Raw genomic sequence first — 22,866 nt, 5'->3', positions numbered from 1 at the left:
GGAGGTAGGATCGGGCATTGAAGTTAACAATAAAAAGATGGATCCCTCTGGTGGGTCTTCTTGGTGCATTCATCGTGATCGGGGTCTTTCTTTCTCCGGAAAAGCTGAAGGAGTATCCGGCCTATGTATCAGAATCCCCCTCTCCAACAGGGATTAAGGCCCTTTACACCTATTTGGAGGACGAAGGGGATTCCGTTCGTCGCTGGTCCCTTTCACCAGACCGGTTGTCCAAAAAAGGATCCGGCCAGCTTCTGATCATGGCGGAGCCGTTTACAGTCCCGGATCAGGAAGAAATGGAAGAGTACGAGGATTTCATGAGGCGGGGCAATACCATCCTCCTTATGAAAGATAATCCAAAAGGGATGTTCGATATCAAGGCGGAAGGGATAGGGAACGATCCGGTGCTTCCTCTTGTACGTGATGTGGAAGGAAATACATATAAAACCGATACGTTATCAAGCGTCCGCCTTGAAGAAGGAGAAAGGGATACGGTCCTACTGGATGATGTGGACGGAACCATTGCCTATAAGACTGAAGTGGGGCAGGGTCACCTCGTTGTTTCTACCACACCGGCATGGATGACGAATGGCAGTATCCTTGAGAAGGATCATCTTTCCCTGATCCTTCTTTTGTTAAAAGAAGGTGGCGCGGACGAAGGGGCCATCCTGTTTGATGAATACCTCCATGGAGGAGAAAGCGGGGCATCCCTAGCGACCCTGTATCCGCAATGGCTATTGCTCCTGCTCCTTCAATCAGCCATCTTCACCTTACTCGGGCTTTGGATGCAGGGGAAACGGTTCGGGGGCATTCTTGTACCCCGGGAGGAAATGGTCCGGTTCAGTGATGAACGAATCAAGGCATTGTCAGCATGGTACTTAAAAGGGAGACAGTACAAGGCGTCACTTCTGATCCAGGCTGAATATGTAAGACTCCTGTTCCAGGAGCGGTGGGGGATCCCGACGAGTAAAGAGTGGGGGGACTTGAAAGAACCGCTGGAACGGAGACTCCGTACCGTTTCCGAAAAGGAAATCGCCTCCTTTTTAATGGGGATGAAAGGTGTGCTGAATAAAGAGAGAATCAGTAAACAGGAATATATCTTATGGTCGAAAAGAATAGAATTATTCAGGAAAGAGGTGGAGGATCGTTGAAACCAGAAATCACATCCTTAATGGAGATATTTGAAGAGCGCATCGTGGGACAGGGGACGAATCTTAAACTCTTGCTGTCTTCGATTCTCGCAGGAGGACATGTATTGATCGAAGGGGTCCCGGGCACCGGGAAGACTCAAATGGTCAAAACATTGTCCCGTTTGCTTGGAGGAAGCTTTAACCGGATTCAATTCACCCCGGACCTGCTGCCGAGTGACATAACGGGAAGTACGATTTATAACATGAAGGACAACCGTTTCCAAACGATCAAGGGACCGATTTTCACCAACGTCCTATTAGCCGATGAAATCAACCGGACACCGGCGAAGACCCAGGCGGCACTCTTGGAAGCCATGGAAGAAAAGCAGGTAACGATCCAAGGATCGACGTACCCCCTTGAAGATGTATTCTTTGTTGTGGCAACACAGAATCCGATTGAATTCGAAGGAACCTACCCGCTTCCGGAAGCTCAGCAGGACCGCTTCCTGTTCAAGCTCGATATTGATTTCCCTTCATTTGAAGAAGAGAAGTCCGTTTTAAAACAGGTGATCGAGAATCATATCGACCGGAGTGAAGTGGGGGCCGTCCTCGACATTGAAACCTTCTTATCCATCAGGAAAGAAATCGAGGATGTCACCCTGAGCGACGCGGTATTGGATTATATCATGCAGATCGTCAGGAAAACCCGGGAAACGGAAACGATCCGCTTCGGCGCAAGTACACGGGCGGCCATTTCAATCGGGAAGGCAGGCAGGTCATGGGCCTATCTGTCAGGGCGGGACTATGTCACCCCTGATGATATCAAGATGGTGGCAAGACCTGCCCTCAGACATCGCATCCAGCTATCTCCGCACGTAGAATTGGAGGGACTGACCATTGACCAAGTCATCCAGGAGCTTATTGGGTCGATTACTGTTCCAAGATAAGGGTGTCCTGCCGACTGGGAGGCTGCTGATCGTGTACGCATGCTTTTCAGTTATCCTTTTTGGAGGTACGCTGGTTGGGCTGTCATGGACATGGATCTTTATATTGAATGCTTTGTTTCTCGTTTTGAGCCTCATCGATTTAACGTTCACTCCTTCAAAGAAGAATATTGAAATAAGGAGGAGCATCCCTGATCAAATGGAAAGAGGACTTGATTATACGGTCGAATTAACGATCCATAACACATCGGATCGGGAAATGTCGTACCGTATCTTGGACGGGACACCGCAAAGCTTTCAAGCCACATCCCCACTTGAAGGGAAGCTTGCCGGTCATTCAACCCTAAAGCCTTCATATGATGTGATAACCCCTGTACGGGGGGATTATCAGTTAACCAGGCTCTATTTCCGCTACCGGAGCTCTCTGGGCTTATGGGAGAAACAAAAAACCGTGGAAACGATGGATAAGGTGAAAGTCATCCCCGATCTTACTGAAACGAGAAGGGTACTCGAAGATGCCCAGCGATTTTTACTGTACGAAGGGGTGAAAATCCGGAAGATGCAGAGTGGGGCAGGGGAGTTTTCGAAAATCAGGAATTACGTCGTCGGGGATGATCCGAGAAAGATCAACTGGCGTCAAACGGCAAAGCTCAGAGAAGTGATGACAAATGAATATGAACCTGAGCATGGAAAGTATATTACGATTCTCATTGACTGCGGACGGATGATGGGGGCGGAGCTTGAGAAAGGGAACCGGCTGGAGAGGTCCCTTGAAGCCGCCTTGACCGTCACGGCGGCTGCCCTTCAAAACGGGGACTATGTATCGGTCCTCGCTTTCAGTAAGAATGTGAAGGTGTATATCCCGCCTGCCAAGGGGATGGCGCATCTCCAGACCATCCTTCACCGCATTTATAATCTCGAGGTGGACGCGGCGGAATCCAATTATGCAGCCGTCCTCCATTACCTCCAGACGGTCCAGAAGAAACGGAGTCTGCTGTTATTATTCAGCGATATCCACACCTTCCTCCATGAAGATAATGCCCTATATTATCTGCAGCGACTGCGCAGGCAGCATCTCTTTTTAATGATCGGGATAGAAGATGACATGTTGATGAAAAGGATCAAGTCGGAGGCGGTTGACGAGATACAGGCGATGATGAAGAGTATGGCCCAGAAACAGATGCTCGTCAAAAAGAGGGAGAAATCCAAGTGGGAGAAACAGGGCCTCCTGATGGTGGAGGCCCGAGAAGAGAAACTGGCAACGACGGCCGTTTCGTACTATATAGATTTGATGAATCGCGGATTAGTGTAGCCTGCTGAGGCGGAGCTTGCCGATGGCCATATAGAGAATCAGACCGGCAACTGTCAACAGAGCGACCATGTACTTCGCAGGAAGTGAGATCGCGGCCGGCGTGATGAAGCCTTCGATGATCCCGGCGATGATAAATAGCGGAATCGTACCGAGGAGGAGCTGGACGGATCGTTTCGCCTGCTCCTTCAGTTGATATCCCCGCGTGAAGCGTCCGGGTACGAAAAGCTTATAACCCATCAACAATCCCGCACCACCGGCAATGAAAATGGCCGTAAGCTCAATCATGCCGTGGGGGACGATATACGCCCAGAATTCGTAGCTCATTCCCTGATGCCAGAAGACGGCGGCAAGGGCACCGACAATGATGCCATTGTATACAAGCATATACATCGTCAATAAGCCGAAGGTGACACCGCCTGCAAAAGCAAGGAAGGCCACTTTGATATTATTGGTCATGATGGCAGCCGACATGATGGAAGAATTCACCTCACCGTCACTTTTTCCCAGATTTCCGGGGTCCACTCCCTGTGACATTTCAGGGGGGAGGATGGAATAAAGGTGCATGGGATCATTCACGACGGAAAGAAAGGCACCCAGTGCGCCGATCGTAAACAAGACCATTGCCAGGACAACGAATTTCCACTGATCGAGAAGGAGACCGATAAACGTCGTGGAGAAAAAATGCCGGATTTGCTTTCCGCTTGAGATCTGATCTTTATAAAAGAGATTGTGAGATTTCGACACGAGTCCATTTAAATAATCCGTCACTTCTTCTTCGGGAAAATAGGTCTGGCTGTACGATAAGTTTTGGGCAGCCTTTTGATAGAGGCGATTGAATTGATCAATGGACGTTCCCCTCATATTTTTTCTTTTTCGCAACGTTCCGAGGAGATCCTCAAGAGCCTTCCAATCATCCCGGTGCTGTTTGACAAATTGCTTCACTTTCATTGTGACACCTACTCGTTCATTGGATTTCTTATCTCTTATTATAGTAAGTTTAGAAAAAAATAGAAACCATTAAAGGTAAATTCAACCAAAAGGAGGGGATGGATATGCATGAAGAACAGGTCGATATCCGGACGCCCGAATATGTATCCCTGAAATTTCAGCCGGCGGGCCTTGGAAGCCGTGCCGCGGCCCTTATGATCGATCAAATCATATTGACTATCATTAATATCTTGATTGTGGTGCTCCTGTTTTTCGCCCTCGCAGACGATAATCTGAAATTAAATATGTTCGATTTCAATTCAGTTTTCCTGGGGTTCTTCTTGATCACCATCTTCGTCATTAATTGGGGATATTTCTTCGCCCTGGAATACTTCTGGGGAGGGAAAACAGTTGGTAAACGGATGTTAGGCATCCGTGTGATACAGGAAAATGGCCACAGTGTGACACTATTATCTTGCTTCATCCGGAATCTGATGAGAATCATCGACATGCTCCCGGTCTCCTATTTTCTCGGGATGATCATGATCTTCCTTCACTCCAAGCACAAACGGCTGGGGGACATCGTGGCAGGAACCATCGTCGTGCATGAACGCCGTGTGAAAGGGAAGAAGAAAGAGAAGGCCATTGAAAAAGAAATCCGGGAACGTGGTCTTAGACAAGAAAATCTGTCAGTTGAAGAGTGGACGTTGAAGCAGCTCGGTACAAAAGAGTGGAACCTGGTCAGGACGTACGCGAACCGGTTCCTGCAATTGCCCCTTGCAAAGAGGAATCATTTAAGCAAAAAATTGGCCGATATCCTGTTTCCGAAACTTGGAATCGATATGGATGGGAAGACCTATGAAGAACTGGAAAATACGCTTCTCCTTCTGTATTTGGTAATGAGGGATGATTGGGAAATCGAATTGTAAACAGCAGAGTCTGAAGACTCTGCTGTTTTTATTAGGTCTTTGTACCTGTATGGGTTTCTTCCTTTAATGTAAACGTTTGTTTCCAAATAGACCAAATCTATTAGTAAATAAAGTAAAACTAGTAGGAATATAGTGATGACGGTTTACACTGAATCTACAAAATTTACAAAATGGTTAGAAAAATCATGTCCATTCTCCCCTTACATTACAAAATGCGACAAAATATACTTGTACTGTAATCATTTTAATATCTTTGTATTCTGAAAGGGGAAAGGGCATGAGGACAAAAAAGGTATCACTATCGATCATCAGTATCCTGTTTTTACTTACGGGAGGATTTATTCAGCCACAGGGTGGAAATAAGAGCGTGGAAGCTGCAACCCAGTCAGCCGTCATCAATGAAGTGGCATGGATGGGGACGACAGGTTCCTACAACAATGAATGGATGGAACTCCACAACACAACTTCAACGGATCTTGCCCTTGATGGTTGGACACTTGAAGCCGGGGACGGTTCACCGAGCATTGTCTTAAGCGGGACGGTTGCGGCACAGGATTATTTTTTGCTGGAAAGAACGAGCGACAGCACGATTTCAACCATTGCAGCCGATCAAGTATATACAGGAAGCCTTGGGAATTCCAATGAAACCCTGTACTTGAAAGATGCATCTGGTACCATCATCGATGAAGTGGATGGATGGTATGCCGGGGACAATACAACGAAAGCGACGATGTCGAGAATCGATCCATCTGTCGGTGGAACCGTATCAACGAATTGGAGTACGGCAACCACTTCATACGAAGGTGGATTCGGGACACCTAAAGCGGCTAATGCCGCAGCACCGTCGGGTAATGGGGGTGAATCCCTTACCAACGTGAGCGAAGAGCTTGGTGCCATCAATGTCTATTTCAATAAAAGCGCATCTACTCAATACGCCATGCCGGGTAATGAAGCCAACTACAATGTCAATCTCGAGGATCGATTATTGAAGCGGCTGAATGCTGCAGGCACATCCATTGATTTCGCCACATACGAAATTAATCTGCCACGGGTAGTCGAGGCGTTAATGGAAAAAGCCGCTCAAGGGGTGGACGTACGAATTCTGGCAGATGCGAAGGACGGAAGTGATCCCCACTATGCAGAACGCTATGAAACGATGCGACTAAACTTGGAGAAGCTTGTCCGCGGGAAGGATGGAATAGTCGGGACAGGCGACGACGCCCATATTTTATCTGATTCTCCCATGTTTGTAGTAGAAGATGCAACGAAGCGTGCGGCATTTAATTTACCAGCAAGCTACAATGATTTCCCACAGCGGAACGTGACAGTCGGAAACACGGTGACAACAGGCTATATGTTTGTTGAAGGAGAATTGAAAGACACGGACAGCTATTATTCTCCCGGCAATCAGATGCATAACAAATTTGCTGTGATTGATGGAAAATGGGTTTTCACGGGCAGCTGGAACTTTACCGTTACAGGACTTTATGGAACGGAAGAAAACATGGAGCAAGGAATCCTTGATGGGAATCAGCAGCATGTCGTAGAGGTCCATTCTCCTGAGCTTGCTTCGATTTATAAAACAGAATTTGAAGAGATGTGGGGAAGCGGGACGATGACACCCAATAATGCAGTTTCAAATTTCAGTACACGGAAAATCGATAATACGCCTCATACCTTGACGATCGGCGGCGATAAGGTTGAAATTTATTTCTCTTCCGGAGATGACGCTGTTGGACGCATGAGGGATCTCGTGAAAACGGAAGCGGACGAAAACGCGTACTTCACCATTTTCGCCTGGAGTGATCAGGCGCTGGTGGACGAATTGAAGAACAAATGGGAAGGAAGCTATGTGGATAATCAGGGAACGCTGACAGGTTTTGACGTAAAAGGCGTATTCGATCCAAGCTTCTGGAACCAATGGTGGTCGGCAAGCATCGAAATGACCGGAAGAACGGCCTCTCAGACGAGTACGAATAACCCAAATACACGCTGGGCGAATCCTGCACCGGTGTACGCTGCCAATGAGAGCCGCAAGCTTCATGCCAAAACAATGCTCATCGACGCGGATACCACCAGTGATCCAACCGTCATTGTGGGATCGACCAACTGGAGTGAAAACGGCAATAATGTAAATGATGAAAATATGCTCATCATCCATGACGATAGCATCACGAATCAATTCCTGCAGGAGTTCAATGCAAGATACGCGAATGCCGGCGGAATGCTTCAATAAATATGAAAAAAGGATGGTTCTCATTTCGAGAACCATCCTTTTTACTAGGTCATTCCATTCCGGGGGCCTTCTGAATTTCAAAGATAAGGACAATTGCAGTGATTGCATGGGCAATCAATCGGATAATCGGGAAGAAGTTCAAGAAGGAAGCGAGGATTCCAAGGATGCTTCCGAGGATCGGCTGATCTTCCGACTTGGAAATGTACAATACACTCGCATGCCACAGGGCTATTAAACAGAGGAGAAAAGGAATCGATTCTCCGGCAATATTACCAAAGATGGGAACAGCCAAAAATAATTCAATTGAAAAGGACAACCATTTTATACGTGAGAGCACGGACACACACCTCCTTATTTCAGTGTATGAACGTAAGGGGGACGTGTGCCTGTTTGAGTGAAGGAATTGTTTTTGATTCTTAATGTTGGGAAGGGGGGCAAATATTCTTATCCCACAAAAAACCACCGTCCAGATGAAGGACGGTGGACACTGTGGTTATGCCAGGTTTTCCTTAAAGACATGGAACTCCTCCTTATCGAATAGTTACTTTTCATATAAACGGTTGAAAAGGTGTTTAGACATTATTTTGAAAAAAGGGAATTCGATCGTGGTCACCGGGTAAAAAGCCGTAATGTTCCTCAAGCCATTTTTTCTGCAAGAAATCAGATAAATCATGTTTTATGTTCTTTCCACCGGGTAAATATGTACTAAATAACATTCGACGGGAGAGAATAACATGAGCTATATTAACCAGGGACGAGAGCGCATTCAATTTGATCGGAAGGGGAAGACGAAGGACTTACATATTCTGGAGTGTACGCGTTGTTCGAATGAGTTCCGATCCACGATGAATGTAAATCAGATAGAGTGCTCGAATTGCTCTACATCGACCAATCCTAAAATGGACCTGTCCCTCTTTAAAGTCATTGGTTTTATTGAAAACCTTCAAGGGAGTGAAGTAAGTTGCTAAACAAAGATAAAATGGCTGAGTTGAAAATGGATTTTAACGATATTCTTTGGATGAGTTCTGGTGTTGCTATCATTCTATTATTAATTGCCTTAGCGAATTTCTTTATCATTTCTTAAGTGTTTCATATACCGGTTATTAAAGAGTCCTGAAAAAGCGCAGGGCTTTTTTTGTTGGGAAAATGTATCAAGATAAAAAGCCTGACCGCTATCACATTGATAGCGGTCAGGCTTTTCGTTCTGTTAACCCTTATAGTTTTCATCATACTCGAGATAGACAACATGTGTTTCAAGGTACTCATTCAGTCCGTGTTTCCCGTCTGCTCCGCCGATTCCGGATTGACCACGGCCGGCATGGAATCCATTGATGGCTTCGAAGTTTTCACGGTTGACGAAGGTTTCCCCGTATCGAAGCTCGTTTGCGGCTCTCATGATCTCATGCAGGTTTTCACTGAAAATCGAAGATGAAAGACCATATTCCGTATCATTGGCAAGTTCAATCACTTCATCAAAATCCTTGTACGTCATAATCGGCAGTACCGGTCCGAAAATTTCTTCCTGGATGATGTCCATCTCCTGCTTCACATCGACAAGGATGGTAGGCTTATAATAGAAGCCTTTCTCCACATTAACCGGTTTCCCGCCCGTAAGGACTTTGGCTCCGTTTTCGACGGCGGTGTTGACCATTTTCGTCACGGTTTCGAGCCGGTCTTTATTCACAAGGGGACCGATTTCGTTATCGCGGTTTGTTGGATCCCCGACCGTTGTGTTTTTCATGGCTTCAGTCATTTTACTGATGAACTCTTCTGCCACATCCTCATGAACATATACCCGTTCGGCATTCGTACACGCCTGACCGGAGTTTGTGATCCTGGATGTCTTGATCTTTTCAACGGCTAGATCAATATTGGCATGTTTCGTGACGATGGCCGGAGCCTTGCCGCCGAGTTCCAGGTTTACTTTTGTGATGGACTTTGAAGCTGCTTCCATCACTTTTGAACCTGCCGGGTAACTTCCGGTCATGGACACCATGCGCACTTTAGGGTGGCTGGACATTGGGTTCCCGATATCCGATCCTTTCCCTGTCACAAGATTGAAGACACCTTTGGGCAGCCCTACTTCATCTACAATCTTAGCAAACTCACACGCGGTATTCGGTGTATACTGACTGGGTTTCAGTACGATGGTACAGCCCGTCACGATAGCCGGTGCCACTTTTCTCGCCAGGATGAACATCGGGAAGTTCCAAGGAACGATTCCTGCGACGACACCGATCGGTTTCTTGTACACGAGGATGTTCTCGTTTGACCGTTCGCTCTCAAGGATTTCCCCTTCGTAACGGAGCGCCCATCCCGCCATGTAGCGGAAATACTCGATGGCGAAATCCAACTCGCCTTCAGAGGCCTCCAATGTCTTCCCGTTTTCTTCCGTCAGCATCTGCACAAATTGATCTTTCCGCTCTTCCAATTTGTCTGCCATTTTATATAAATAAGACGCCCGTTCCTTGGACGGAACCTTATTCCACGATAGGAAAGCCGTATGGGCTGATTCGATTGCCTGATTGACATCCTCTTCCGTGCCTAAAGGTATGGAAGAAATCGTCTCCTCATTCGCAGGATTAATGACATCCATCGTCTCATTTGACGAACTATCAACAAACTCACCATTAATAAATAACTGATACTTCTTCACCATTACTCCTCCTCCTGAACTGTTAATCACATATCTTCCTCTTTTCCCGTCCAATGGGGAGGAGTAAACATAAGGATGTGCAAAAGAAAGAGGGACGGACCTCTCTCACACCTGCCTGAATGTTGATACATCAGGGTTTTAGGTGAGGATATGGAGGTCCGTCCCTCAAGGATTATTTACTTGGGTCGGCGATTTTGACGAGTTGTTTGCCGATGTTTTTTCCTTGGAAGAGTCCGAGGAAGGCGTCGGTTACGTTGTCGAGGCCTTCTGTGATGGTTTCTTCGTATTGCAGTTTTCCTTGTGAGAGCCACTGGCCAAGCTCTGTTGCGCCTTCTTTGAAGCGGTCGTTGTAGTCGTTGACGACAAAGCCTTTCATGAGTGCGCTTGATTTGATCAGTTTCGTCTGAACACGCGGTCCTAGGTCCCTGTCTGTCTTATTATAAGAAGAAATCGCGCCGCATACTGGTACACGTGCATGTTTATTTAGTAAACTAAGGGCAGCGTCACCGATTTCACCACCGACATTTTCAAAGTACACGTCGATGCCGTTTGGACATGCTTCTTTTAACGTTTTATAAATATTATCCGTCGTTTTATAATTGATTCCTTCGTCAAATCCCAGGGTATCGGTCAGATAGCTGACTTTTTCTTCTGATCCTGCAATCCCGACAACACGGGCACCTTTGATCTTGGCGATTTGTCCCACAACCGAACCCACTGCACCTGCAGCTCCGGATACGACCACGGTTTCGCCTTCTTTCGGCTGGCCGATATCCATAAGTCCGAAATATGCCGTCAATCCAGTCATCCCGAGGATGCTTAAATGAGTAGAAATCGGGGCGACATCCGGATCGATGGAGCGGACCTCTTTCTCATTGGCAAGGGAATACTCCTGCCACGGCAGCATACCGACGACGAAATCCCCTTTTTTGAAATGATCAGACTCTGACTCCACGATTTCTCCAACGGCTCCGCCGGAGAGCGCTTCGTTTAATTGGAAAGGAGCAACGTAGGACTTGGCATCAGACATTCTGCCCCGCATATAAGGATCAACGGAAAGGTACAACGTCTTCACCAAAACTTCTCCTTTGGATGGAGTTGGTACGTCAATTTCCTTGTAAAGGAAGTCCTCTTTGACAGGCATTCCTTCAGGGCGGGATACTAATTGAATTTGTTTCTGTGTTTCAGGCAACATAACGATTCCTCCTTGAATATTAATTTTCATTTTTTTCGATTACTTGAAACTTATCACAATAAGTTCAGATTCTACAAAGAATAACACTTGAGAAAGGTGTGGTAAATGTGACGCATCTATGGGATGCGGAGGTAGCGATCACCCCTTGTCAGGCTAAAAAGATGATCGAGTCCCAGTTTCAGGACTTGATCCCTGCTGAGATCGAAATTATGGATTATGGTTTTGACAATACGGTCATGAAAGTAAATGGCGTTTGGGTATTCCGCTTTCCCAGACGTGAGATCGCCATCCTATCAGGGGTCCTTGATTGGGGAGATGTGCATCTTGGTCATCGTGCCATTGATTTAAACCTTGTATACAGTTTTCTCACTCCAGAAGGTCGTGAATTTTTTTTTAGGGAATACGGAGAGGTAGAAGAGGTCGAGTTGGAATACGCGCGGTTCAAAGCCATCTATACGAACGTGGTTTTACTTCTTTACGGCTACCATGAAAAACAGCCCCATACAATAGTGGAAGCTCAGAAAAGCCTGAAGCTTGCCCTGACATAAAAAAAGCCTGATTGACTCTTTGTCAACCAGGCTTTCTACTTCTTTCACTTCACATTCTTTTGAATATATTTGACAATTTTACGCAGTTCATTGGCATGGGGACGTCCGAATGGACTCGTTTGTCTTTGCTGGTACATGGCTTGTCCTTTTTCATTCACAAGGAAGTAGGCCGGTTCACCATGCTGTCCGTGATCGTCATAGGGAGCATCTTCTCCATGATAAAAGACATCATAGGCTTTGATCGCCTCTAATTTTTCATCGGCTAATATAGGGAAAGTGAGATCTTCTTTGTTCGCGAATTCCTGTAAATCTGCCATCTTATCACTTGAAATTGCCAGTAAATGAACATTTTCTTTTTCAAGGTATTCTTTATTTGCTTGCAGCTCTCTTAATTCTTCCTGACATACAGGGCACCATGACCCTCTGAAGAAGACGATGAGATGCCAGCTTTGATGTTCTTTCTGATGATCCTCAAACGAGAAGGTTTCACCTGAAACTGCCGGGAGAGTGAAATTTGGTACCGTATCTTTTAATTGAAAAGTTGCCATTATTCATTCCTCCTATTGTTTTTCTTTTTAGTCAAATAGGCGTTAGGACAAACCTGACCTCTTGCGATTACATACAATATAGTAATGTAATTTTCTTTCATAAGGTGTATTTCCCTTTTGCTGAGAAATGAAACGTACTAATGTGTGGAACATGACGGGAAAGGAAGAATACGATGAGAAATAACGACAGACCGAAACTATGTATTTTCCCTGAATACAAGTGGTGCGGTCCGGGATGCAGTGGACCGGGGGCACCCGTCAATTCGGTTGATGCCGCCTGCAAAGCCCATGACCTTTGCTATGACCAGTATGGCCCGACATGTGAGTGTGACAAGATGTTCATGAGGAAACTGGAGAGCGAAATCGACCCGCATACCCGAAAAGGTCGGCATGCTTTTCTCTTCTATCAATACATGCAACTGCAGACGAAGGTTAAGTGTCAGGGGAATCGATGTGGAAGAGGCCGATGCAGGGGGTCTTGGATATAATATAAAAGAAGGTCCGTTTCATTGGACCTTCTTTCATTGATTCAATTATTTTAGATTCAGGGTATAGTGATAAACCGTTTCCTCCTTTATATAACCATTCTTCTCATACAATGCCTGTGCCTGAACATTGTCCCGGTCAGTTTCCAAAATAACTGCCTTTGCATTGGTTTGCACCGCATGGTCCTTCGCGGCTTCCAGTAACATCTGTCCGGCACCCGGTCTACGAGCTTTTCTTGAGACATAAAGGTCATTCAGCTTCCAGATACGTTCCATATAAACGGAAGAGAAAGAAGGATACAGCTGGGTGAACCCTGCATATTCATCATCGTGAATGGCGACAAAAATCACAGATTCATCATATGATAGGCGATCTTCAAGATACTGTCTCGCTCCATGCGTATCCGATTTCTGGTGATAAAACATGCGATAATCATTAAAAAGTTCAACAAGGCCTTCCAAGTCTGAAAGGCGAGCACGAAATACCTTCATCCAATACCCCCTTCCATACACTATTTTATGATAGACGGGGAATAACATGACGTGAAAAAGGGTAAAGTCTGAAACAAAATAGACTAAACGGGAGGCTTAAGTGGGGAATCAGGTTATTTAGACAGGGGAAATAAAAGAGAATTGCGTCGATTTAACATTTATCGCGTCATTTTTCTGGTTGATTGCGTCATTTTAAAATTTATTGCGTCATTCTCCACGGAATTGCGTCATTTACAAGTGTATATGCGTCAAAATACATATAATGGAAAATTTAACTTCAACGTCTTTACATTGTATACCGAGGGACGGACCTCCACTTTTTATCCGTAAATATTGATATGACAAGGTTTACCTCACAAATAGTGTGATTTTGAGGTCCGTCCCTCTAAAGGATACAAAAAAACCATGAAGGCGAATTCGCCTTCATGGTTTTTTAAACAGTTATGCGTGTCGCCTCTATTCAAGCCGTCTCCGCTTTTCTTAGTACCCTTCGACGACCAAATCAAGTTTCCCTGTTTCAGGACTGATGACAAGTCCGTGAACGGGGATCTTTTTGTCCATCAATGGATGGTTCTTGATCATGTCGACACTGTGGGCGACGCTTTCCTGTACGGAGCTGAAGCCTTTCAACCAGTCGTGAAGGTCGATTCCGGAGTAGTTGACGGTGTCGAGTGTTTCTTCCGGAATCCCGCGTTCCTTCATTTTATCGATGATGCCGTTGCTGTTGATGGCACTCATGCCGCAGTCGTGGTGTCCGATGACAAGTACTTCATCTGCCTGGAGTTCATAGACCGCGACGAGGAGGCTGCGCATGATGCTGCCGAACGGGTGGCTTACGATGGCGCCTGCATTTTTGACGACTTTTACATCTCCGTTTTTCATGTTCATGGATTTAGGGAGCAGCTCTACTAAACGAGTGTCCATACAGGTAAGAATCACTAAGCGTTTGTCCGGGAACTTGGTGGTCCGGTACTCTTCATACGATTGTTCTTCTACAAATTGTTGGTTGTAATCAAGTATGTTCGTTAATAAAGTCATATTGTCTCTCCTATAAAATAAAATTATTTCACATTTTGTTGAATGTGATGTTCTATCTCTTTTATTTTATCCATAACTTCTTGCCGATTCCAATCAGATGTATTGGAAAGTTTTAAAAATAGAGAAGAAATTTTCGCCAATGCTTCTGTGAGGTTCGGTTCTTTCCTCGAATAAGCGGGATTACCCATCAAATCGAACAAGCCGTTCATTTGCTCGGATACTTTTTTGTATTGATGATCCTTGGCAATAAGGGCAACATGGAAATACTGCTGAACATCTGAAAACTGAAAGAAGATGTCGAATAGCTCAAATGAATCCTTTTTCTTTAGATTCAGTTCCATTTCGCCTTTTGGATGCTTATGAATGATCCGGGCAAACTTTGGTGAACTTTCTTCTTCCACGATGGACATGAAGTTTTCGCCGGGCATCAAGAAGTCATAGCCGGAATTTGAAGCATCTATTAAGTTAAACTGCCTATCCAGTAATAGATATGGAATAGGGCATAGGTGTAAATTTTCCACATGATCACTCCTTAGAGAAGGTTCCGGACGTCACTCTGCGTCTCGTACAAAGACGAATGATACGAAATCCAGAACCTTATATTGTCGGCTGTATGTGATTAAGGAGTTAGCCCTTCAGGGAAACAAGCCCGTTGGACATATCGTTAAGATACTCATTGAGTTCCAACAAGTCATAAAAGCTTGTCACCTTTGATTTTTCCAAGAAATCAAGAGAGTAGTGGGAGACGAGTCTGCCACCGACGAGAATGTCAATCTCCTGATGATGCGCTCTGATTTCTTCGATGCACTCTTTTAATCGGGTCAGTTCCGTCGTCATACCAATGGATATACCAATGGCATGGGGTTTCCAGGCGCTAATGAAGGTTAACGCATCTCTGACAGGGACGTTGGATCCCAAGTAACGGGTATTCCATTGCTTTTCTTTGAATACTTCGTTCGCAAGCTCCAGTCCCAAGCTGTGATGTTCACCCTCAATACAAAATAAAAGAGCTTTAGGTTGGTTTTCTAAAGCCTCTTGATGGGTAAAAACAGTAGCAAGTAAATATTTAAGGGTTGCAGTAGCTAAATGTTCATCTGCAACGGTAATTTGATTTTTCTCCCAAAGCTCACCAATTCTATACATAGATGGTTTAATGATTTTCTCGTAAAACGTAAAATTATCTATCTTTGAATCGATGGAAGACGAATGCAGTTCCAGTAATGAATGCACGTCTCCTGCGAGAATAGACTTGGTGAAAGCCTTGACCAGCTGATTCATTCATCATCACTCCCAGCAAAAATACCAATTACTATATTCCATAGATAGAATCGAAATTCCTGCTGCAAATTTCAACCTATAATTGGATTGACTTTCCCAAAATTCTTATTTAATATAACCTCTGTAACACTAATTATCGCTCAAGTACCTGAGAGAGGTTCATAGCATTAACCCTCTATAAAAAACTATGGTTTTATGAATCTAACAAGGGGTTTTCTTAAACATGTTATCCTTTAAGCATAACAGGATATAACATTTTTTTCAATTTACCTGCCTGTTATGTCGATTCTTAGGCTAATGCTATGTCCTCCTTCATTCGAGGCACTCTGAAGGGGAGGATTTTTACATGTCAGGAAGAAAAGACGAAGATTTAACAGATTTATCATTATTAGGGAATCAAGGGACAAATTACTTGTTCGAGTATGCTCCACACATCTTGGAAGCATTCGATAATAAGCATCCGAACCGGGATTATTTTGTGAAATTCAATTGTCCTGAATTCACCAGTCTCTGCCCGAAAACAGGTCAGCCGGATTTTGCTACCATCTATATCAGCTACATCCCTGGTGAAAAGATGGTGGAAAGTAAATCTCTCAAGCTCTATCTGTTCAGCTTCCGTAATCACGGTGATTTCCATGAAGACTGCATGAACATCATCATGAACGATCTCATCGAACTGATGGATCCCCGTTATATCGAAGTATGGGGGAAATTCACCCCGCGTGGAGGAATCAGCATCGATCCATACTGCAACTACGGAAAGCCAGGGACGAAATATGAGACGATGGCAGACCATCGCTTAATGAACCATGATTTGTATCCGGAGAAAATCGATAATCGATAATCGATAAAGTGTAAGAGCGATTCCTGAAAAGGGATCGTTTTTTTGTTTTTTATATGGATTTTTTGTTAAACCGAAACGGCTGGATTGTTCGTCGGAATGGCCGGATTTTTCAACAAATCAGCTAAAATTCCCCCTTTACCCTGAAAATTAATCTCTAAACCTAATCCTTGTCCTCATCACATCTGAAAACCCTTCCAATTTTCACAATTATTAAACCTTATTTTTTTGTCCGGATTCCCTTTACAAAGAGGCTTGATGGGCTTTATAATCCCGTTGTTCAACTATTTACGGATAACCAAAATAAATTTTAAAGAAAAAGGAGGTTGCGGTGATGCGACAAAGAATATTTTCCTTCTTAATGATGAATCTTGGGGCGTTTCTTGTTTCGGTGAATGTCCATTTTTTCTTATCGCCCAATAATTTAGCGACAGGGGGAGTTAGTGGATTGTCGATCATCATGAACGATCTGTTTCCAGGTTTGTCTCTTGGACTGTTCATGATTATCATCAATATCATTCTGTTTATTGTCGGTGTGATTTTTCTCGGTTTTAATTTCGGTGCGAAAACGATTTACGCGAGTTTCGCCCTTTCATTCTATGTCTGGCTACTCGAGACAGTTGCTCCGATGAGTGCACCACTAAGTGATGATATCTTGATTCAACTGATCATCGGTCAATGCATTGCCGCAATCGGTATGGCGATTGTGTTCAACCAGCAGGCATCAACGGGTGGAACGGATATCGTGGCCCTGATCTTTAATAAATATTTCAATATAGATGTAGGCAGAGGCGTATTATTGGCCGATTTATCAATCGCCATGTCCTCAGCTGTATTATTCGGACCGCAAGTCGGAATGTATGCATTCTTCGGTGTCATCCTGAACGGACTGGTTATCGATTATGCACTGCAGCAGTTCAATTCAAATAAAGAGATTGTGATCATCAGCCGTTACAGTGATGAGATCAAGTCGTATATCGTTCACGAACTTGGAAAAGGGGCGACGATCCATACGGCAACGGGAGCGTTCACATCCGATGAAAAGGAAGTCATCACGACCATCCTTGGACGCAAGGACTTCACCAAGCTGAAAGGCTTCATCACCCAGGTCGATAACCGCGCGTTCATCACCGTTCACACGATGAACGAAATTCTTGGGCAAAACTTTAAACGATTAGCATAGAAACGAAACTCCATCTGCTTATAGGGTGGAGTTTTTTTATCGTGGCTAGCAAAAAAATATAGGAAAATATTCCATACTTCCTGTATAAATAGAAGTAGGGGGGTGGAAGTATGGAAAAGGAAGAACTGAAGAGGTTGGAACAAAAAATCAACTTTCTGGAAAAAGAGCTTTATCTCGTGAAACGGCAGTTGATTCAGGCAAAGAGTGAAAATGAGTCACCTGTCATCCAAAAAGCAGAGGTCTACCCGGAACCTGAAAAACCAATTCCTGCTGAATCAGGACAGCCCATCTTGGAAAAAGAACCTTTTGATTTCTCAGTCGAACGCTGGCTTCCGAAAGTATTCTTGTTCGTTCTACTCATAGGAAGCATTTGGGGATTCATGGCGGCTTCTCAAAACGGATGGGTCTCACCGGGGCTCCGGGTGTTGACGGGTGGCGTGATCAGTATCGTGATGTATGCGCTTGGTGAAAGGTTCAGCCGGGATCAGCGTAAATTATCCATTACGTTTCTTTCGGGAAGCATCGTCCTCGCCATCATTACATTATTTTCGGCTAATATCCTATACGGTTATATAGGTGGCCTCATCACGAATTTCTTATTAATCCTTATTATTTCTGTGGGACTGTGGGCGTCTCATAAGCACAGTTCTCAACTGATTCTTTGTTTAATAGGGGCAGGGGCATACCTGTTTCCGTTCATTTTCGCAGGGGATGAGCGGAATGAGTGGCTGTTTTACGGCTATGAGCTTGTGCTGTTCTTCGTATTGATGACGTTCAGTACGTTGAAAAGGTACCGGATAGCCTGGAATATTCATTATTATTTACTGTATTTTTCACTGTTTTTCTTTGCGGCATTTGGCGTCGGGGAGATTACACTGACCGTCCTCATCCCATTTGCCATTCAGCATGCGTATATCCTGCTCCTGATCGTCCTTAACCGGGATGAACGGGTGACCGCTGAGATGATACCGGCCCTCGTGACGGGCAGTTTCATCCTTCTGGGATTGCTGAATGATGTTTATTCGACGATACCTCATATCTACTATGTCATCTTTGCAGGCGTTTATATCGGGGCTGCCTTTATTGAACCGAAGGAAATGAAGAGAACGAAGGATACTTTGCTCGTACTCGGATTCCTGCATATGCTTCTTTTCCTGTTTGAGCTGTTTGAATACGATTGGCGCTTCGTATTGATTGCTATACAAGCCAATACCCTTCTGTGGCTGGCGGGGAGAAGAGAGAGTTATGTCAGCCTTGCAGGTTCCTTGTTATTGATGCTGTTCTCATTTCTTGGAATGGTGACAGGATCACAAGCCGACTTCTTTGCGGTTGAACTGCCGATTTTCATCCTGGCATTTGCCTATGTCTATTTGTTTTCCCATTTCAATCAGCAGGAATCCTCTTTCCTGAACGTGTCAATGACCACGCTGAAAGTCGTCTTGACCGGGCTCGTGATGTTCTTCATCCTGAGATTGACCGAGTTCATCGTCATCGACTGGGATTACACCCCGCGGACGACGGCCTTCACCGTCGCGATTGCCGCGCTGTCAATCGGGTATCTCATTTATGGGGAAAGCAGAAAGGACATGTTCTACCGGTGGGTGGGAATCATCTTCCTTGCCCTGGCTCTGTTGAAGTTTTTCCTTGCCGATCTCGTGTTCCTCGATTTCACGATCCGTGCGATGATTCTGATTCCGATCGGCGTAATCGGCCTTGTGCTATCAAGGATTCTGTATAAAAAAGAATAAACACATTGCAAAAGCTTTCAGAATAATTATATAATGATGGTATCAACATTCGTGTAATGAAGAAGGAGGTGGAATTGAGATGAATCGTTCTGTAGGATTGCGTGGGAAGTATTTAGACTTTATTTACATTTGCCGTGCAATTTTTCATGCATTTGCGCTCAAGGGGACACGTATGCCCTTTTTCAGCAATTGGATATGAATACTGAACGGTAAGAGGTCTCAATTCCAATCACTTTCTTTAAAGAATCGGAAAAAGGGGGCGTTTTCGCTCTCTTTTTTTTGTCCCTTCTTTAAAGTGGAAGTGCGGTGCAGTCAATCCCGCATTTCTGTAAAGCCCTGGGAGAGCCTTCTGCTCCCCCAGGGCTTTTTTTATGAACCTCTTACCTCTAAATAGATACTTGAAAGGAAGAGGGAAATGATAATTTGCAGCGCACAGGAACTAAGTAAAATGTTTGGTGGTCACTTGATATTTGAGGATTTGAGCTTTGAAATACCCGAGAGAGCCCGAATTGGCCTTGTTGGGCGGAATGGGACAGGGAAGACGACCATCTTTAAATTATTGTCAGGGGTGGAAGATCCGGATAAGGGGCTCATTCATCTGAAAAAAGGAGCAAAGGTGGGGTACTTGGCTCAGATTCCACAGTATAAGGAAGGTACGAAAGGAATCGATGTGTTGCGTTCAGCGTTTTCTGAACTGATCCAGATCGGTCACCGGTTAAAAGAACTTGAAAATAAAATGGGGAATGAACAGAACCCGGATACTCTCAACCGGTTACTAGAAGAATACGGAAAGCTTCAGGATCAATTCACCCTTTCTGGAGGATATGAGATCGAGTCCGATATTGCGAAGATCGTGAACGGTCTCTCCATTGGGGAACTGGTCGAGAAGGAGTTCAATGCGTGCAGCGGCGGGGAGCAGACAAAGCTTTGCCTCGGTCTGATCCTCCTCGAGAAGCCGGACCTGCTGCTTCTTGACGAACCGACGAATCATCTGGATATCGGGGCGGTTGAGTGGCTTGAGGATTTCTTGAAAGAATATGATGGGACCGTGGTCTGCATTTCCCATGATCGCTATTTCCTCGATCACGTCATTACAAAGGTATATGACCTGGAGGACGGGGAGCTGACCATTTACCATACGAACTACTCAGGATTTGTAAAGGAAAAGGAAGAGCGCCTGATGATCGAGTTCCAGGCGTACCAGGAGCAGCAGAAGAAAATCAAGAAGATGAAGGAGGCCATCAAAAGGCTGAGGGAATGGGCGAATCAGGCGAACCCACCGAATGAGGCCCTGCACAAGCGGGCGAGGAATATGGAAAGAGCATTGGAACGGATGGAGAAGATCAAGCGGCCGATCCTGGACCGCAAGAAAATTGGGCTGGAATTTGAAGAAACGGACCGGAGCGGGAAAATCGTATTTTCCATGGAGGAGGTTTCGAAAGCCTACGGGGAAAAGATTTTATTTGAGAATGCGGGCCTTCACGTCCACTTCAAGGACCGAACCGCCATCGTCGGTCAGAATGGTGCAGGGAAATCCACCATCATCAAGATGCTTCTCGGGGAAGAATCCTCGGATAGTGGTGAGGTAAAAATCGGAAGCAATGTGAAACTCGGCTATCTTTCCCAGCACTTTACGGTGGCAGACCCGACTGTCCGGTTGATCGATGCGTTCAGGGAAGAGGTACCGGTAACAGAAGGGGATGCCCGGCATATACTCGCCAAATTCTTATTTTATGGACCGAATGTGTTCCGAAAGGTGGGGCAGCTGAGCGGCGGGGAAAAGATGAGGCTAAGACTTGCCCAGCTTATGCACCAGGACATCAACTTCCTTGTCCTAGATGAGCCGACGAATCATTTGGACATTGATTCAAGAGAAGTATTGGAGGATGCATTGGAGGATTTCAATGGCACGATCCTCGCCGTCTCCCATGACCGGTACTTTTTGAATAAGCTGTTTAAGAAAACCTATTGGATCCACCAGGGTGAGCTTTATTTCTTTGACGGGCCTTACAGCTGGGCGAAGGAGAAGCTGCCTGAACTCGCACCGGAAGTGCCTGTCGTACAGGTGGTGAAGGAAGCGAGGCCAAAAGCAGTCCCGGAGAAGCCTTCCCGAACGATGGAAGAAATCGAAGCCGGGCTTGAAAAGGTAGAAGAAGAGATCTTTGCCATTGAAGAGAAGCTTCTCTTACAAGGAGACCTGGATGTCATACAGGAGTTGTACAGGGAAAAAGAACAGAAGGAACGGGACCGGAACAAAATGTATCAGGATTTAGAAGAATTATTGGCTTAGGGAAAGGGAGATGACGGATGGAGTCATCTCCCTTCCAATCTTTCAGGTTACATTCGTATAATGAAACAAAGAGAGGATGAGAAAACATGGAAACCAAAGAAGTGATCATCATTGGAGGCGGCCTGTCAGGTATCATGGCAGCCAGGACGCTGATGAAAAAAGGGGTAGAGGATATCCTCATAGTGGAGAAGAGCAGAAGTGTCGGTGGGAGGCTTGCCACAAGGCGGATCGGGGAAGGAAAAGCAGATCTTGGAGCCCAGTTCTTCACGGTCCGTTCCCCGGAACTGCAAGAGGATGTAGGGAAGTGGCTGGAAGCAGGGTGGGTGAAACGCTGGTTTGGCAATCCCTACCCCAGATACACATCCCCAGGCGGCATGAACACCCTCGCGAAACAACTGGCAGTAACCATCCCTGTCAAACTGAACGCCAGGGTATCTTCCATTCGAGACGGGAGGGACGGACCTCTGGAAGTGGAACTTGAAAATGGAGAAAGGATCCTGACGAACCATTGCGTCGTGACGGCTCCCGCACCCCAGGCCATACAGTTGCTTACGGAAACGGCACAGTCACGCGTCCCCACTATTTCTTTTGCCCCCTGCTTCGTGGGCATGTTCACCTTTGACGGAGCAAGCCGAATCCCGTCACCAGGTCATGTGGATGAAGGGCTCCCTGACGGTGTGGAGCGGGTGGTGGATCACAATAAGAAAGGCATTTCCTCCACTGTTACAGTCAGTGTGTATATGAAGGGGGATTGGTCGAAGCGTAACGAAAGGCTTGAGGACGACGCTATCTTAGGGGAAATTCAAGAGGTGGCGGAGAGCTATCTTGAAAAAGGAAGCGCGGTGACAGGAGCTCAGTTGAAACGATGGAAGTATGCCGAAGCAGAAGTTGTGGTCCGCACTCCTTTCGTGGATGTGGGTGAAGAAGGACGGATCATCCTATGTGGGGATGCTTTCCTCCGGGAGAATGATGAAGCCGGACGCACGCGGTTTGAGAGTGCCTATTTATCGGGGGTGTCTGCAGGTGACGGCCTGGCAGAGAAGCTGAAGGGAATATGATCGGTCCGTATAACGACCATATTCTGAACAA

The 22,866-nt window shown here is 45.6% G+C and carries 24 protein-coding genes; 15 read left to right on the top strand and 9 right to left on the bottom strand.

Annotated elements, in window-relative coordinates; translation table 11 throughout:
• Positions 1-17: 17 nt before the first annotated feature.
• From ACSQ2E_RS20255 to ACSQ2E_RS20245, 3 genes are read left to right on the top strand one after another with little or no spacing between them, the layout of a single operon-like run.
• Positions 18-1,148 (top strand): DUF4350 domain-containing protein, encoded by a 1,131-nt coding sequence (locus ACSQ2E_RS20255; protein WP_435993586.1) that lies wholly within the window; start codon positions 18-20, stop codon positions 1,146-1,148.
• Entirely contained in the window at positions 1,145-2,074 is a 930-nt protein-coding gene (locus ACSQ2E_RS20250) for an AAA family ATPase (protein WP_435993584.1), read from the top strand. The genes ACSQ2E_RS20255 and ACSQ2E_RS20250 overlap by 4 nt, the downstream gene beginning before the upstream one ends.
• Positions 2,025-3,383, top strand: coding sequence for a DUF58 domain-containing protein (locus ACSQ2E_RS20245; protein ID WP_435993582.1), 1,359 nt, complete (start codon positions 2,025-2,027; stop codon positions 3,381-3,383). The genes ACSQ2E_RS20250 and ACSQ2E_RS20245 overlap by 50 nt, the downstream gene beginning before the upstream one ends.
• On the opposite strand, the gene ACSQ2E_RS20240 is transcribed toward ACSQ2E_RS20245, so the two are convergent.
• A complete protein-coding gene (locus ACSQ2E_RS20240; RefSeq protein ID WP_435993580.1) occupies positions 3,375-4,331 on the bottom strand; it encodes a stage II sporulation protein M in 957 nt (318 codons plus the stop codon). The two genes, ACSQ2E_RS20245 and ACSQ2E_RS20240, sit on opposite strands and share 9 nt — an antisense overlap.
• A 104-nt stretch (positions 4,332-4,435) precedes the next feature.
• On the opposite strand from ACSQ2E_RS20240, the gene ACSQ2E_RS20235 reads away from it, so the two are divergent.
• Both ACSQ2E_RS20235 and ACSQ2E_RS20230 read left to right on the top strand, forming a co-directional pair.
• Positions 4,436-5,239: an RDD family protein gene (locus tag ACSQ2E_RS20235; RefSeq protein WP_435993578.1), complete on the top strand. Its 804-nt coding sequence runs from the start codon at positions 4,436-4,438 to the stop codon at positions 5,237-5,239.
• 277 nt (positions 5,240-5,516) lie between these two features.
• Entirely contained in the window at positions 5,517-7,475 is a 1,959-nt protein-coding gene (locus ACSQ2E_RS20230) for a phospholipase D-like domain-containing protein (RefSeq protein ID WP_435993576.1), read from the top strand.
• Positions 7,476-7,524: 49 nt separating this feature from the next.
• On the opposite strand, the gene ACSQ2E_RS20225 is transcribed toward ACSQ2E_RS20230, so the two are convergent.
• Positions 7,525-7,812, bottom strand: coding sequence for a hypothetical protein (locus tag ACSQ2E_RS20225; protein WP_201714874.1), 288 nt, complete (start codon positions 7,810-7,812; stop codon positions 7,525-7,527).
• A 397-nt stretch (positions 7,813-8,209) separates the two neighbouring features.
• Between ACSQ2E_RS20225 and ACSQ2E_RS20220 the strand changes: the two genes are divergently transcribed.
• Positions 8,210-8,443, top strand: coding sequence for a hypothetical protein (locus ACSQ2E_RS20220; RefSeq protein ID WP_435993574.1), 234 nt, complete (start codon positions 8,210-8,212; stop codon positions 8,441-8,443).
• Positions 8,437-8,559 carry a hypothetical protein gene (locus ACSQ2E_RS20215; protein WP_435993572.1) on the top strand — a complete coding sequence of 41 codons (123 nt, stop codon included), beginning with the start codon at positions 8,437-8,439 and terminating at the stop codon, positions 8,557-8,559. Before ACSQ2E_RS20220 ends, ACSQ2E_RS20215 begins: the two co-directional genes overlap by 7 nt.
• Before the next feature lie 123 nt (positions 8,560-8,682).
• Here ACSQ2E_RS20215 and aldA read toward each other — a convergent pair whose 3' ends face one another.
• Positions 8,683-10,134, bottom strand: a complete 1,452-nt coding sequence (gene aldA / locus ACSQ2E_RS20210; RefSeq protein ID WP_435993570.1) for an aldehyde dehydrogenase — start codon at positions 10,132-10,134, stop codon at positions 8,683-8,685.
• 169 nt (positions 10,135-10,303) lie between these two features.
• Positions 10,304-11,323: an NADP-dependent oxidoreductase gene (locus ACSQ2E_RS20205; RefSeq protein ID WP_435994661.1), complete on the bottom strand. Its 1,020-nt coding sequence runs from the start codon at positions 11,321-11,323 to the stop codon at positions 10,304-10,306.
• 110 nt (positions 11,324-11,433) lie between these two features.
• On the opposite strand from ACSQ2E_RS20205, the gene ACSQ2E_RS20200 reads away from it, so the two are divergent.
• Positions 11,434-11,874, top strand: a complete 441-nt coding sequence (locus ACSQ2E_RS20200) for a hypothetical protein (RefSeq protein ID WP_435993568.1) — start codon at positions 11,434-11,436, stop codon at positions 11,872-11,874.
• Positions 11,875-11,918: 44 nt separating this feature from the next.
• Here the strand turns inward: ACSQ2E_RS20200 and ACSQ2E_RS20195 are convergent, their stop codons facing one another.
• The gene (locus ACSQ2E_RS20195) at positions 11,919-12,422 is read right to left on the bottom strand and encodes a peroxiredoxin family protein (RefSeq protein WP_435993566.1); all 504 of its coding nucleotides are present in this window, start codon (positions 12,420-12,422) and stop codon (positions 11,919-11,921) included.
• Between the two features lie 173 nt (positions 12,423-12,595).
• Here ACSQ2E_RS20195 and ACSQ2E_RS20190 point away from each other — a divergent pair, with 173 nt between their 5' ends.
• Positions 12,596-12,910 carry a phospholipase gene (locus ACSQ2E_RS20190; RefSeq protein ID WP_435993564.1) on the top strand — a complete coding sequence of 105 codons (315 nt, stop codon included), beginning with the start codon at positions 12,596-12,598 and terminating at the stop codon, positions 12,908-12,910.
• Between the two features lie 45 nt (positions 12,911-12,955).
• Here the strand turns inward: ACSQ2E_RS20190 and ACSQ2E_RS20185 are convergent, their stop codons facing one another.
• From ACSQ2E_RS20185 to ACSQ2E_RS20170, 4 genes are all read right to left on the bottom strand, one after another.
• The gene (locus ACSQ2E_RS20185) at positions 12,956-13,399 is read right to left on the bottom strand and encodes an N-acetyltransferase family protein (protein WP_435993562.1); all 444 of its coding nucleotides are present in this window, start codon (positions 13,397-13,399) and stop codon (positions 12,956-12,958) included.
• A 480-nt stretch (positions 13,400-13,879) separates the two neighbouring features.
• Positions 13,880-14,437, bottom strand: a complete 558-nt coding sequence (locus tag ACSQ2E_RS20180; protein WP_435993560.1) for a beta-class carbonic anhydrase — start codon at positions 14,435-14,437, stop codon at positions 13,880-13,882.
• 23 nt (positions 14,438-14,460) lie between these two features.
• Entirely contained in the window at positions 14,461-14,958 is a 498-nt protein-coding gene (locus ACSQ2E_RS20175) for a hypothetical protein (protein WP_435993558.1), read from the bottom strand.
• A 106-nt stretch (positions 14,959-15,064) separates the two neighbouring features.
• A complete protein-coding gene (locus tag ACSQ2E_RS20170) occupies positions 15,065-15,715 on the bottom strand; it encodes a cobalamin B12-binding domain-containing protein (protein WP_435993556.1) in 651 nt (216 codons plus the stop codon).
• Positions 15,716-16,061: 346 nt separating this feature from the next.
• Here ACSQ2E_RS20170 and queF point away from each other — a divergent pair, with 346 nt between their 5' ends.
• The 6 genes from queF to ACSQ2E_RS20140 all read left to right on the top strand — a co-directional run bounded on the left by queF (position 16,062) and on the right by ACSQ2E_RS20140 (position 22,835).
• Positions 16,062-16,559, top strand: coding sequence for a preQ(1) synthase (queF, locus tag ACSQ2E_RS20165; protein WP_034761195.1), 498 nt, complete (start codon positions 16,062-16,064; stop codon positions 16,557-16,559).
• Between the two features lie 331 nt (positions 16,560-16,890).
• On the top strand, positions 16,891-17,739 hold the full coding sequence (locus ACSQ2E_RS20160) for a YitT family protein (RefSeq protein ID WP_435993554.1): 849 nt from the start codon (positions 16,891-16,893) through the stop codon (positions 17,737-17,739).
• 110 nt (positions 17,740-17,849) lie between these two features.
• Complete coding sequence (locus ACSQ2E_RS20155; protein ID WP_435993552.1) at positions 17,850-19,487, top strand: DUF2339 domain-containing protein; 1,638 nt, start codon at positions 17,850-17,852, stop codon at positions 19,485-19,487.
• A 79-nt stretch (positions 19,488-19,566) separates the two neighbouring features.
• Entirely contained in the window at positions 19,567-19,686 is a 120-nt protein-coding gene (locus tag ACSQ2E_RS20150; protein ID WP_435993550.1) for an RAxF-45 family protein, read from the top strand.
• A gap of 216 nt (positions 19,687-19,902) precedes the next feature.
• A complete protein-coding gene (gene abc-f / locus ACSQ2E_RS20145; protein WP_435993548.1) occupies positions 19,903-21,777 on the top strand; it encodes a ribosomal protection-like ABC-F family protein in 1,875 nt (624 codons plus the stop codon).
• Between the two features lie 86 nt (positions 21,778-21,863).
• Complete coding sequence (locus ACSQ2E_RS20140; RefSeq protein ID WP_435993546.1) at positions 21,864-22,835, top strand: NAD(P)/FAD-dependent oxidoreductase; 972 nt, start codon at positions 21,864-21,866, stop codon at positions 22,833-22,835.
• The last annotated feature ends 31 nt before the right edge of the window (positions 22,836-22,866 follow it).

This window comes from Rossellomorea sp. LjRoot5 (genome assembly GCF_964253455.1).
Taxonomy (GTDB): Bacteria; Bacillota; Bacilli; order Bacillales; family Bacillaceae_B; genus Rossellomorea.
The sequence above is the reverse complement of the archived record's forward strand: the minus strand, read 5'-3'. Positions and strand labels throughout refer to the sequence as shown.